Annotated in this window: 13 protein-coding genes; 4 read left to right on the top strand and 9 right to left on the bottom strand. The window is 50.9% G+C overall.

The window, feature by feature from the left end; translation table 11 throughout:
- Positions 1-375 precede the first annotated feature (375 nt).
- Together AC6R1O_RS16775 and dnaQ are read right to left on the bottom strand one after the other, a co-directional pair.
- Positions 376-1,626, bottom strand: a complete 1,251-nt coding sequence (locus AC6R1O_RS16775; RefSeq protein ID WP_500631719.1) for a TIGR03503 family protein — start codon at positions 1,624-1,626, stop codon at positions 376-378.
- Between the two features lie 8 nt (positions 1,627-1,634).
- Complete coding sequence (gene dnaQ / locus AC6R1O_RS16770) at positions 1,635-2,378, bottom strand: DNA polymerase III subunit epsilon (protein WP_487901264.1); 744 nt, start codon at positions 2,376-2,378, stop codon at positions 1,635-1,637.
- Positions 2,379-2,433: 55 nt separating this feature from the next.
- Between dnaQ and rnhA the strand changes: the two genes are divergently transcribed.
- Positions 2,434-2,898: a ribonuclease HI gene (rnhA, locus tag AC6R1O_RS16765; RefSeq protein WP_487901265.1), complete on the top strand. Its 465-nt coding sequence runs from the start codon at positions 2,434-2,436 to the stop codon at positions 2,896-2,898.
- A 26-nt stretch (positions 2,899-2,924) separates the two neighbouring features.
- Here the strand turns inward: rnhA and AC6R1O_RS16760 are convergent, their stop codons facing one another.
- Positions 2,925-3,662 (bottom strand): class I SAM-dependent methyltransferase, encoded by a 738-nt coding sequence (locus AC6R1O_RS16760; protein ID WP_500657453.1) that lies wholly within the window; start codon positions 3,660-3,662, stop codon positions 2,925-2,927.
- 55 nt (positions 3,663-3,717) lie between these two features.
- Here AC6R1O_RS16760 and gloB point away from each other — a divergent pair, with 55 nt between their 5' ends.
- From gloB to AC6R1O_RS16745, 3 genes are all read left to right on the top strand, one after another.
- Positions 3,718-4,476 (top strand): hydroxyacylglutathione hydrolase, encoded by a 759-nt coding sequence (gloB, locus tag AC6R1O_RS16755; RefSeq protein WP_334554494.1) that lies wholly within the window; start codon positions 3,718-3,720, stop codon positions 4,474-4,476.
- A 70-nt stretch (positions 4,477-4,546) separates the two neighbouring features.
- On the top strand, positions 4,547-6,121 hold the full coding sequence (locus tag AC6R1O_RS16750; RefSeq protein WP_500631722.1) for a LysM peptidoglycan-binding domain-containing protein: 1,575 nt from the start codon (positions 4,547-4,549) through the stop codon (positions 6,119-6,121).
- The gene (locus AC6R1O_RS16745; protein WP_487901269.1) at positions 6,118-6,804 is read left to right on the top strand and encodes a YIP1 family protein; all 687 of its coding nucleotides are present in this window, start codon (positions 6,118-6,120) and stop codon (positions 6,802-6,804) included. Before AC6R1O_RS16750 ends, AC6R1O_RS16745 begins: the two co-directional genes overlap by 4 nt.
- Here the strand turns inward: AC6R1O_RS16745 and AC6R1O_RS16740 are convergent.
- The 6 genes from AC6R1O_RS16740 to dnaE form a co-directional block, all read right to left on the bottom strand.
- A complete protein-coding gene (locus tag AC6R1O_RS16740; RefSeq protein ID WP_500631723.1) occupies positions 6,794-7,648 on the bottom strand; it encodes an endonuclease/exonuclease/phosphatase family protein in 855 nt (284 codons plus the stop codon). The genes AC6R1O_RS16745 and AC6R1O_RS16740 overlap by 11 nt on opposite strands.
- A gap of 155 nt (positions 7,649-7,803) precedes the next feature.
- A complete protein-coding gene (gene glnB / locus AC6R1O_RS16735; protein WP_334554486.1) occupies positions 7,804-8,142 on the bottom strand; it encodes a nitrogen regulatory protein P-II in 339 nt (112 codons plus the stop codon).
- Between the two features lie 172 nt (positions 8,143-8,314).
- A complete protein-coding gene (locus AC6R1O_RS16730) occupies positions 8,315-8,629 on the bottom strand; it encodes a c-type cytochrome (protein ID WP_500633913.1) in 315 nt (104 codons plus the stop codon).
- Between the two features lie 103 nt (positions 8,630-8,732).
- On the bottom strand, positions 8,733-10,061 hold the full coding sequence (gene tilS / locus AC6R1O_RS16725; protein ID WP_500657452.1) for a tRNA lysidine(34) synthetase TilS: 1,329 nt from the start codon (positions 10,059-10,061) through the stop codon (positions 8,733-8,735).
- 139 nt (positions 10,062-10,200) lie between these two features.
- Complete coding sequence (accA, locus tag AC6R1O_RS16720) at positions 10,201-11,160, bottom strand: acetyl-CoA carboxylase carboxyl transferase subunit alpha (RefSeq protein ID WP_334554481.1); 960 nt, start codon at positions 11,158-11,160, stop codon at positions 10,201-10,203.
- 34 nt (positions 11,161-11,194) lie between these two features.
- Positions 11,195-13,132: DNA polymerase III subunit alpha (gene dnaE, locus AC6R1O_RS16715; RefSeq protein WP_500657451.1), on the bottom strand; the 1,938-nt coding region annotated here is incomplete at its 5' end.

Here is a 13,132-nt window from a genome sequence, read left to right as displayed (position 1 = left end):
AGGTTAATCACTACTCAACAGGTGGCATGAACAGCACCTGCAGTGCCGAAGAGCACCGCCTCTATGTAATCAACGTCGATGATTTCGAGCCCAAAGAACTGGCGACCAAACCAGTTCGAAAGAATAAGCCCAAAATCGTCGAAGTCGCCTAATGCGCGCATACTAAGCGTATAAAAACGACAAAGGGCAGCCTCGCTGCCCTTTGCTTTATCTCGCTATCCTTACTGGTAACTATCCTTACTGGTAAATAGAAACCTTCGCTAAGCCGACGAGTTATCGTCACTAAGGTTGATGTTGGATTGATAGAGAGCATCACTCTTAAACACTCTCCATCGATGCTTGCCTGCATAGCGCTGCCGCAACAGCTCTTACGGATTACTTCTTCGGCATCTCAAGTTGCATTTCCGGCATCGCTTCTTTCTTGGCTTTGAGCTTACGCATCACAAACCAGACCACTAGCCCCAACAAAATCGCAATTAGGTTGCCGACACCGATGATGATCATACTCTTGGTTCGCTGAGCTTTTCTAAACTCAGCCAACTGCATCTCTTCCATGATTTTCTGTTGCTTAAGGCGTTCCTCTTCTTGCAGACGACGGGTCTCAGCAATATCGATGTCTTCGACCACACTGTAGGTGTGTTGATTCTTGGCAAAGATCAGAGGACGTTGCGAGCCCAACTCGGTGGCGAAGGTCTTTGAGGACCATTGGTAATTGCCCAGCGTACCGTCATACGGCACTTCAAGCTCAAAGGTGCTGCTTTCTGGCTCCGAAGCCCCTTGCACGCTAACCACATTGCCCTTCGGATCAGTATGGTCGACAAACCCAGCAAGACTGCCTGGCATGATCATCCCCATCTCACCGGAGAACACCACGCGATGAGGCTCACCAGCGGCTCGTGATTGAATGAAGGTCGTTTCCAATGGGGTGGGATAAACCAATACCTCTTGCTCTTGAGCACGCAGGAACACACCATTGCCGGAGGTAATGCGCACGCGATACTTACCCGGCGCGCTGGTAATAGGTAGCGACACCGTAAACACGCCATCGCCCGCCACTTCGTCGAGCCCTTGACCATCATCAGCAAACACACCGATCTCTTCTGGCACCGGACGCGCTTCTTTGACTAACTGATCTTCATTCTCAACATACTTGGTGAAGGTCACTTTTAGTTGAACGCGGTCCAGAAAATCACGCAAAACTAATGGCTTTTTGTCCGCCGTTAAGCGAGCAGTGAACTTCAGCTCTTCCCCTTGATAGAGCCGGTTGGGCAGCACGTCAGTAGCCAGTTCAAGATGAGAAATCAGAGTAATTTTGTTCTTAGGCGTGACTTTACCGATCGCCTGCCAAGGACCGGGCATTGGGTTATCAATCGAAATGATGTCCATCGCCGACTCTTGATACCAACGCACATTATCTGGGCTGCGCCAGGCGTAATATTTCTTACCATCAGGGCGCACTAACACCACAGGTTGGGAGTTTTGCGCGCGGTAGATAACAAAGGTGATTTGCTTGATGGTGGGGTCGACTCGAAAACGGTTATCGAGCAGAGACATTGAGGACTCTTGCGCTGCAAATCCTAGACAACTGAATACCATGCCCACTAGGGCAATCCAACTCCTCAACATCCCTTCTCCTACTGACGCCAGAGGCTGCTTGCGCTCTTCTCGACGATATCTAATCTTTTATTGTGTGCTTCTAGTTCATCGGCCGTTGCTTTGATTACCTTTAGCGCTTTTCGACCACTGGCGACGCGTTTTATTGACTCACCTCCCACATCGCCGTCACTAGCGCTGCCGGGATTAAATTGCAAAGAGGTCTGCCCACCGGTCATCAACAGGTAAACGTCGGCGAGAATCTCCGCATCGAGCAAAGCGCCGTGCAAGGTACGGTGTGAGTTATCTATGCCGTATCGCTCACACAAGATGTCCAAGTTGTTGCGCTTACCAGGGAAGATCTTCTTCGCCATCGCCAGCGTATCGGTGACTTTGCAGTAGTCTTCTGTTTTACCAATACTTGGGTCTAATAAGGCAAACTCATTGTCCATAAAGCCGGTATCGAAGGGCGCGTTGTGCGCCACCAACTCGGCCCCTTTGATGAACTCAAGAAACTCTTGGTGGATAGCGTGATACTCGGGCTTATCAACCAAAAACTCATCTGTAATACCGTGTACTTCTATCGCGTCTGGCTGAATCTCGCGATCGGGCTTAATGTAGACGTGAAAGTGTCGCCCGGTCAGCTTACGATTAATGATCTCAACGGCACCGATTTCAATAATGCGGTGACCAATATGCGGCGCGCCGCCTTCTCGGTTCATACCTGTGGTTTCGGTATCGAGTACAACGATGCGGCCGTATTGCGAATTGCTGCTGGTATTCATAACAATATCTATGTCAGACTATGTCTCTAAGTGATTAAACCAATAGTACCAAAACATGACGAAACAGGTGGAAATTTTCACAGACGGTTCTTGCCTTGGCAACCCTGGACCCGGTGGTTATGGCGTTGTCCTGCGTTACAAACAGACGGAAAAAACCTTAGCCAAAGGCTATACCCTCACCACCAATAATCGCATGGAAATGATGGCTACCATCGTCGCTCTCAAGGCGCTCAAAGAGCCTTGTCATGTCATCCTCACCACCGATAGCCAGTACGTTCGCCAAGGCATCACGCAATGGATTCACAACTGGAAGAAGCGTGGCTGGAAAACCGCCGACAAAAAACCGGTAAAAAATGCCGATTTATGGCAAGCGTTAGATGCCGAAACCGCACGTCACAACGTCGAGTGGCACTGGGTGAAAGGCCATGCCGGGCACAGAGAAAACGAGATGTGCGATGAGCTAGCCAGAGCCGCCGCAGAAAACCCAACCGAAGAAGATACAGGCTATCAGCCGAGCTAACGGTGCCTTATTCTTCAATACCGCAGCTATTGCTTAGGGTTGAGGGAAATTTTGTAATTGACGCCCAGTGGCGTCAATTTTCGTTTAAGCTTCCAGTGAGGTTTTATCGGCTTGAGCGGGTAAGTCCGCTTTCTTGCCACGATATAATAGAGGCTGCCCATCGGCCGCGCCCACTCCCCCAGGCTATTTTCCATCCAAGTCCAAAACGTTCGATAGCTTTGCATCGGAAACAAAGCGTAGCGATCGCACTCAATCACTTCATAATTGAGTACGCCCAGCCAATCTTTAATGCGATTGGGGGTAAACATCCGGCCACTCCAAGGCAAGTTGTGCTTGCGCCATGGCATCAGGCTTGCCAAGCCGGTCAAACTCAGTGGGTTAAAACCGGTCAAAATCAGATAGCCATCATCCATCATCACTCGGTCAACCTCACGTAATAAGCGGTGCGGATCGTTACAATAATCGAGTTGGTGCGCCATAACGATGGCATCAAAACTCTTTTCTAGAAACGGCAGTTGATAACCGTCAGCGATGACGTTATGCAAGGGATTTTTTATGTCGAGCTGGACTTGATGTTGAATGTTGCAACTAAAACTGGTTAACTCACAACTCAAGCCACCTAGCTTGAGCAGGTGATAACCAAACAGCTTCGGACACCATTCATCGACGCGAGTTTGGATAGACTCACTCACCCACTGGCCGTTTTTTAATTGCGCCCACGAATGGGGTTGTTCTAGCTTCTTCTTACTGCGGGCTGGCTTCATACTTAACCTGCTTCACTCAAGAGTCGATGACGACAGTGTCACTGGAGAGACTTCCATGTTAGAGATCAAAAGCATACCTGCATTTAACGACAATTACATCTGGCTTATCGAAAATCGAGATAAGCGTTGTGCGGTTGTTGACCCCGGTGATGCGGCTCCAGTCCTGGCGTATCTCAAACAGCACGAATTGAGCTTGGAAGCGATTTTAATTACCCACCATCACAATGATCACATTGGCGGCGTCGCCGAGCTAGTGCGCCAATTCCCGACCATCAATGTGGTGGGGCCTGCAAGCGAGCCGATTCCAACCTTGTCCCACTCTGTCTCTACTGGCGATCAAATCGAGCTGTTTGGTGAAGTGTTTCGTGTCGTCGGACTTGAAGGACATACATTAGGTCATATCGGCTACGTCGGTGATGGCAAACTGTTCTGCGGCGATGTACTGTTTTCTGCCGGCTGTGGGCGCGTGTTTGAAGGCACGATGGAACAGATGCATACCTCATTGTGCAAACTGGCGGCTCTGCCTGATGAGACCGAGGTCTATTGCGCTCATGAATATACCGCGAGCAATGTCGCGTTTGCATTGGCGGTCGAGCCCGATAACGTCCAACTTCAGCAATATCGTGATGAAGTGAATCGGCTGCGTGCGCAAAATCAACCCACCCTCCCTACCACGCTTGGGAGAGAAAAACGCATCAACCCTTTCCTGCGTACCGGTGAACCCAGTGTCATGCGCTCGGTAGCCAATCGGACCCAAGAGACAGACGCACTCGCGATATTTAGCGCATTACGTGAGTGGAAGAACGAATTTTAGCACTTTGGTGCTTGTCACTGCCTAAGTGACGAAAGTATTATCAGCAGCCAAAGATTAAAAGGGCTGGATAATGCGATTGAAACATAGCTGGGCTTTGGCTCTCCTGCTGACAGGGTGTCAACTGACTCAGTCTGACCATACCGGTGAAGGCGAAAGCCCTGACACCAATACTCCTAACACGGCTTTGCAGCACACATCAGTAGCTGCGAAGCCCGCGACCAAGACAAAAGCCACCAAACCCGCGCCCGTTGTGACCCCAGAGTCTCAAGAAGATGTGTGGCAGCGAATTGCGATGCAACTCGAGATGCCAATCCCGGAGCACAAAAGCGTGGATTACTACCGCACTTGGTATCTCAAACACCCTAACCATCTCAAAACCGTCTCCGAGCGCGCGCAGCCATTTCTCTACCTAATTACGGAGAAAATCGAGCAGCGTGGCCTTCCGCTAGAATTGGCCCTGCTTCCTGTCGTAGAGAGCTCATTTGATGCCTTTGCCTACTCGCACGGTAGCGCCGCTGGCTTGTGGCAGTTTGTACCTGCGACCGGTAAATCATTTGGCTTGAAACAGAACTACTGGTATGACGGACGTCGAGATGTCGATGCCGCGACCGATGCCGCGCTTGACTACCTCACTCAGTTAAACCGCCGCTTCGATGGCGATTGGCAACATGCCATCGCAGCCTACAATAGCGGTGGCGGTCGTGTCTCTAGTGCAATTCGTAAAAACAAAAAACTGGGTAAGCCGACCGATTTTTTCTCGCTTGACCTCCCTAAAGAGACCAGTGGTTATGTCCCTAAACTGCTCGCCCTAGCGGATGTGGTGGCCAACCAAGAAAAATACGGTATCGATATTCCTGCCATCGCCAACCAGCCTGTGGTTGAACTGGTTGATCCTAAAGAGCAGTTAGATCTGGCGATTGCAGCCAACTACGCTGGCCTAACGGTAAAAGAGCTGCAAAGCTTAAACCCAGCTTACAATCAGTGGGCCACCGCACCCGATGGCCCCCATCAGTTATTGCTGCCCGTCAATTCGGTCGCACCATTTCGCCAAGCCGTTGAAGCCAACCGTGGTCAAGGTCTAAAAGTGGTGCGTTACAAGGTGAAATCGGGCGATAGCCTGAGTGTGATTGCCAACAAACACAACACAACCACTAAGGTGATTCGCACCGCCAATAACCTCAAAGGCAACACGATTCGCGCGGGTCAGTACCTGATGATTCCGACCTCGACCCGTGACGACAAAGCGTACACCTTGAGCGCATCCAACCGATTGGCACAAACCCAGTCTCAAGCGCGTGGCACCTATAAACTGACGCATACTGTGAAGTCAGGGGAGAGCCTCTGGAGCATTGCCTCTACCAACAACGTATCGCACCAATCCTTGGCAAAGTGGAATGGCATGAGCCCAAGAGACACGTTGCGCGTTGGCCAATCACTGGTGATTTGGAAAGAGAACAAAGAAGGCGCGATCATTCGCACTGTCTTTTATGATGTCCGCTCCGGAGATACCCTCAGTGGTATCGCGAGCAAGTTCAAAGTGAAAAGCCGCGACATCGTCAAATGGAATGACCTGAGCAATCAGAAATACCTCAAGCCCGGTCAAAAACTCAAGTTGTATGTCGATGTCACTAAGGTGAGCGTATGAACCCGTCAAGTAACCCTTTGATCATGCTGGTGGATATTTTCCGTTCGCCCAGCGCTTGCTTTCTCGCCTTGTACCAGCGCGGCATGTGGGGATGGCAACCCTACTTGTTTCTAATTCTGTCGCCATTTTTGTTCTGGGGCGCCTACTTTGACATGGTCAATGTCGCCTGGCTACAAGAGACACTGGAAGCGCAATTGGCTATCACCAATCCTGAGCAGCTCGCTCTACTGGATGCTAATACCTTAATGGCCAGTGAGATCATCAGTGATGTCGCCGGACGCACACTGACGATTGTGATGTTGGCGTTTTGGTTTAATTTGGCCACTAAGCCGAGTCAGCATCAACATGGTTTTTGGCGTTGGTTTGCGGCGAGCGCGGTGATCACCTTCCCAGCGATCATTGGCGATTTGGCGAGCTACATCAGTGTGCTGTTAAAACACGGTCAAGTGATGGTCTACGCTGCCGATCTCAATAGTTTGAATGGCTTACTCAAATTGCCGCTGACTCACTCATGGTCGCAATTTGCCAGCTCGTTTCCTTTGCTGCTGCCTTGGTACATCGCACTGGGATATGCAGCGGTCGGCACTTGGACGGAGTTTGAGCGTGGCCAAGCGTTAGCCATCGCCGCTCTCCCTTGGGTCGCTTACTACCTGATTTGGGCTCTCTATATTGTTATTTTTTAAGCTCAAAACTGGCTAACATTGGATTATGATCGGAGGCGTCACTGTGTGGTGCCTCTGCTGTCTTCAGCGTCAATCCACGATAGAAGATATGATCCAGCTGCAGGCCCGTCAGAAACTGAGTGCGGTTATCAGGCGTAAAAGTGACCGCGTTGAGCGCTAAACCCGACAACGCTTGACGCATCACCGTCATGCGCTCTTCACTCCAACTGTTAAAATCCCCCGCCACCAGCATTGGCCCCTGATGCTTTCTGAGCTCCGTCACCAAGGTGTCAATTTGGCGCAGGTACTCTTGGGTGCCATAAGTGAAATTAACCGCATGAATGTTGACCACGGCAAGCTCACGGCCATCACTCAACGGATAACGAGCATAGAGCGCCGATTTGGGTAAACGCAGCCAAGGTTCCAATTCAGTGTAAGCGCAAGCCAGACGCGGGGCACCGAGTGTCAAATTGAGCACTCCGGCACTGGTATCAAACACTTTAAACGCATCCACTTGGGTGCCAAACCAACGCGCTTGTTCAATGTATTGCTTGAACGCCTCCCCCATGCTCGCCTCTTGCAGCAGCACCAACTGCTTGTTGTCACTGAGCTCGCGCAGCGCTGATTGCCAAGAGGGACGATTTTGCTTGTAGATATTCCACACCAAGATATTCAGTTGCCCCTCTTTATCCAGCGCAGGCGCCTGTGGATTCTGGTAGCAATGCAGGGAGACCTGACTCTCTTGATTGGACAGCGAGTAGACCTGACGGTCGGCAGGCAAGATAAAAATGGTATGAAAGAGCGTGAGCCCCATTAGCGTAAGCGCACTTATGGTGACTAGCGTTATGGTAAGGCGTTGTTTCATTTCGCGACCCTATTTGGAAAAGGGAGAGTTGGAAAGCGGGTAGTGAGAAAAGGCATAGCTAGAAAAAAACATAGAGTAAAACGTGTGGTAAGGAAAGCGGTCTTAGATAAAACAAAAGAGCCATTAGGCTCTTTTGTTCTCATTCGGATTCGGCGTTAAATCGCTTCTTCGTCTTCTTCACCCGTACGGATGCGTACCACGCGCTCCACATCAGTGATAAAGATTTTACCGTCGCCAATTTTACCGGTTTGTGCGGTTTCGATGATGGTGTCGACACACTGCTCAGCCACCTCTTCGTTGACCACAATCTCAAGCTTCACTTTTGGCAGAAAGTCCACCATGTACTCCGCGCCGCGGTAGAGCTCTGTGTGACCTTTCTGACGACCAAAGCCTTTCACTTCAGAGACCGTCATACCTGTGATGCCGACTTCTGCCAACGCTTCACGTACGTCATCTAATTTAAATGGCTTGATGATGGCTTCGATTTTTTTCATGTTCATCCCTTAAACTTGCGCAACATATTTTCCCGATTATCACACGAACATCATGCAATAAAAAGCCCGAGCCAACACTCACCACCAGTTTATCACTCACCATGGTTATGACTCGGGTCCTTTGACCAATCCCACTGTCGCAAAGCGCTGACGAGACTGATGAAGAATGGCGTTATTTTAAGCTTGCGTAATACGCGGCTAAGTTTTCGATATCCGCTTCACTGAGCATCGACGCTTGCGCCTGCATTACTGCTGCCAAGCCGCCATTGCGCTCTTTGTTTTTGTACGCCTTGATAGAGGAGATCAAGTACTGCTCATTTTGACCCTTTAAGTTTGGATAGCCAGGGATCACGGCAATACCATCAGCGCCATGACACGCCGCGCACACGGCGGCCTTCGCTTGCCCTGCCGCCGCATCGCCCGCCGCTAATGCGTGTCCACTCACTAATCCTAGGCTCATCATCACTGTGATTGCGATTGTCTTCATTGCTCTTCCTTATCCATTGTCTTTTTTGTTTGATGACGATGGGTATCGCCACTCCCCAATAAGGCTAGGGGTATTATTTTTACGATTGTGGCACAACTCTGGTTTACTTGTTCCAGGTAAGTTCACAATCTTGACCAATAAAGGCTTTATCAACAAAGAGATGCGCCACTGCTGCAACTTGGTCACCACACATTAAAATCGGCGTTCGGCGTCTCAACCAGCTGGGTACGCCGTACTCCTGAAACAGTTTTTTCATCGACCGGCGATGACCTCGTTCAGAAGGATGAGCGGTAAAACCTTGCGGATCAAAAGTAATACGCAGGGGCTGTGCTCCAAGCGCGGCTAAAGACAGGCTCCCTTGAGAAGAAGTGCGCAGCGCGAGGTGCCCCAAATTGGCGGGAAGTTCGATGCTCTGATCGATAGCAATCTCATGCTGCCAATCTTCAAGACTGGCGTGATCGTCCACCAAGTAGAGTCGCTGCTGATAACGACGAACCTCTCGCTGACCATCCACAACAAACCTAGGGTTCGCATCACAGCGCGCCAGTGCCACTTGTTGCCATATCAATGCGAGTTGATTGACGCTTGGCATGGCGAGTTGGTGCTCGGCAAACCACATACGCATCAATCTTGCACGCATCACCTCACTGCACGTGCTTAAGGCTTCAATCGATAAGCTCGCATCAGCAAGCAGAACTGCGGCGAACTTATCCTCGAGCAGTTCATCAAGTAGTAACTCTTGCTCGGCACACAGCTGCGCACTGCGCGCAATCGCAGTGGGTAAGTGGGGCCAGCGCTCGGTCAGCACGGGGGAGACATGATGGCGAATAAAGTTGCGATCAAAGCGCGCATCTTGGTTGCTTTCATCCTCTATCCAATCGAGCTGATGTTCTCGCGCGAAAGCGACGATCGCTTCTCGGCTCACATCGAGTAAAGGGCGCAGCAAAGTCCCTTCGCGCAAAGGTTTTTGCTTACCCATCGCAGAGAGCCCTTTCGGCCCGCTGCCGCGCTTTAACGCGAGTAAAAACGTCTCAACTTGGTCATCGCTATGATGCCCAGTTAACAGCACATCGCCTTGGCTGAGATAGTGTTCGAGGGCTTGATAACGCGCCTGGCGCGCCTTCGCTTCAAGGCTTTCACTACCGCAATCGAGCCTCACTCGCTCAACATGGCACTCCATCTGCGCCGACGCGGTCCATTGCTCACACCGCTTAGCCCAGTGGTCCGCATTTGGACTTAAACCATGATGAACGTGAACCGCGCAGACATCGAGTTCTGGGCGCTGCGTGGCGCGATATTGATGAAGTAGATGCAGCAAAACACGCGAATCAACGCCACCACTGAGCGCCAACACCACACGTGGCTGGCTCTGTTTGCATGCGTCGAGATACCTCGACAAGGCTTGGCTAAAGTGTGAATAGAGATCAGTCATAAGGCATCAAGGTTAGACTCATTGGCCAAAGTGTATCACTGCCACTTGGAGGGAGCTATGATGCTCAAGCGCAAAAGGCGAGCGCCACAACGCAAAAAGGCCGAAACAGAGTTCGGCCTTGAAAGATAGAGACGGTCAATTAACAGTAACCGTAGCTCATCAAACGCTGGTAACGACGCTCAAGAAGCGTATCGTTGTCGAGCGAGGCTAGGTCATCAAGCTGCTTGAGTAGCGTCGCTTTCATATTTTGCGCCATCTGAACATGATCACGATGCGCACCGCCTAGTGGCTCTTCAATGATTTCATCAATCAGCTCAAGCTCTTTAAGACGAGGAGCAATCAGACCCATCGCCTCTGCCGCTTGCGGCGCTTTGTCTGAATCACGCCATAGGATAGACGCACAACCTTCCGGTGAAATCACCGAGTAGGTCGAGTATTGCAGCATGTTGACGTAATCACCAACACCGATCGCCAATGCACCGCCAGAGCCGCCTTCACCGACGACGTTACAAATCACAGGCACTTTCAAGCCCGACATGACTTTCAAGTTGGTCGCAATCGCTTCTGACTGACCGCGCTCTTCCGCGCCAACACCTGGGTAGGCACCAGCAGTATCAATGAAGGTAATGATCGGCATGTTAAAACGCTCAGCCATTTCCATCAGACGCTTAGCCTTACGGTAACCTTCTGGCTTAGGCATGCCGAAGTTGCGTTTCACTTTGTCACGAGTTTCACGTCCTTTTTGATGACCAATAATCATCACAGGTCGGCCATCAAGGCGTGCCATACCGCCGACAATCGCTTTGTCATCCGCGTACGCTCGGTCACCCGCCAGCTCTTCAAACTCGGTAAACATATGCTGGATATAGTCCAGCGTGTAAGGACGTTGTGGGTGGCGGGCCAGTTGAGCGGTTTCCCACGCACCAAGATCACTGAAGGTCTTCTTTTTCAGTTCTAAACTCTTTTTCTCTAGCTGTTCGATCTCTTTCGCGAGATCGACGCCAGAATCACCACCATGACGAGACACATCACGTAGCGCTTCAATTTTTGCTTCTAGCTCTGCGATTGGTTTTTCAAACTCTAAAAAATTCAGGCTCATCTATCGATCCTTGTGGGTTTGGCGTTCACCAAACTTAGTTAAATTCGAGTTCCACTTGGCTAGCACCAAGCAGTTGTTTTAAATTGTCTAACAGTTCGTCGCTTGGCGTTACTCGCCACTGGGTCCCTAGCGTTAAACGCGCTCGTGCATCGCTACGCTGGTAGTATACATGGACAGGGACTGTCCCTGCCCGATAAGGCTCTAGTATTTGACTAAAGCGCTCAAAAAACTGCCCATCAATTTGATTGTGATCGATGGAGAGCGACAAACCACGCGCGTATTTTTCTCGCGCTGATCCAAGATCCATGACTTCACGGGCCGACATTTTAAGTCCCCCATTGAAATCATCAAAGCTGACCTGTCCAGAAACCACGAGAATTCGATCTTTTTCAAGCAATTCGGCGTAGCGATCCAGCGCATCGGAGAACAACATCACTTCCATGCGGCCACTGCGATCGTCCAAGGTCATTATGCCAATACGTGAACCTCGCTTGGTGGTCATCACCCGTGCTGCGACCACCAACCCCGCCACCGTGACACTTTGATCGCGCCGAGTCGGCGTCGCATCGGCTAAGCGGCAACTGGTGTATTTATCCAACTCTTTAAGGTACGCGTTGATCGGATGCCCCGTCAAATAGAGACCTAAGGTATCACGCTCCCCTTCTAGCCACACTTTCTCTGGCCAAGGTGGCACCTTGGTGTATTTGTGCTCAACTTCCTCAGGCGCTTCGGTCAATACGCCAAACAGATCCGTTTGACCAAAGGCTTCGGCTTGGTGATGCTGGCTGGCCGCTTTGACTGCATCATTGAGTGACGCCATCATCGCCGCTCGATGTGGTCCCAATCTATCAAGCGCACCGGCGTAAATCAGTTTTTCAATCACACGTTTATTGACCTTTTTCAGATCGATTCGTGCGCAGAAATCAAACAGGTCTTTAAAGTGGCCGCCCTCTTTTCTCGCTTGCATGATGGCATCAATCGGCCCCTCACCGACACCTTTGATCGCACCAATACCGTATACAATGGCGCCATCGTCATCGACATTGAAACGATACAAACCAGAGTTGATGTCCGGTGGTAGCACCTTGAGCTTCATGCGCAAGCATTCATCCACCAGACCAACCACTTTCTCGGTGTTATCCATATCGGCGGTCATCACCGCGGCCATGAACTCCGCAGGATAGTGTGTTTTTAACCACAGCGTTTGGTACGACACCAAGGCATAGGCAGCGGAGTGCGATTTGTTAAAACCATAACCGGCGAATTTTTCCACCAAGTCAAAAATCTTCATCGCCAACTCGCCGTCGACGCCGTTTTTAATCGCCCCCTCTTCGAAGATGGCGCGCTGCTTGGCCATTTCCTCAGGTTTTTTCTTACCCATAGCTCGGCGCAACATATCCGCGCCACCGAGCGTATAGCCCGCGAGGATCTGGGCAATCTGCATCACCTGCTCTTGGTAGAGAATGATGCCGTAGGTCGGGTCGAGGGTCTCTTTGAGCGATTCGTGTTGCCAGGTTTCATCTGGGTAGGAAATCGCTTCGCGGCCGTGCTTACGGTCGATGAAGTTATCCACCATCCCCGATTGCAGCGGGCCCGGTCGAAATAGGGCCACCAGTGCGATGATGTCTTCAAAACAGTCTGGCTGAAGTCGCTTGATCAGCTCTTTCATTCCGCGCGATTCGAGCTGGAATACCGCTGTGGTCTCGGAGTTTTGCAGTAAGCGGAATGATGACGCGTCATCGAGTGGGATCGATTCGATTCTCACCGGCGCTTTGCCCTCGCGCTCAAGGCGAGGGTTAATCAGCCCCAAAGCCCAATCGATAATGGTCAGGGTACGCAGACCCAAGAAGTCGAACTTCACCAGACCGGCGGTTTCCACATCGTTCTTATCAAACTGAGTGACAGGGAAGTGTCCTTCCGCATCGGCATAAATCGGAGCAAAGTCGGTGATGGTCGTGGGTGAGATAACCAC

It is taken from the genome of Vibrio sp. R11-SG3-ISO3-SZ (assembly GCF_059834345.1).
The sequence above is the reverse complement of the archived record's forward strand: the minus strand, read 5'-3'. Positions and strand labels throughout refer to the sequence as shown.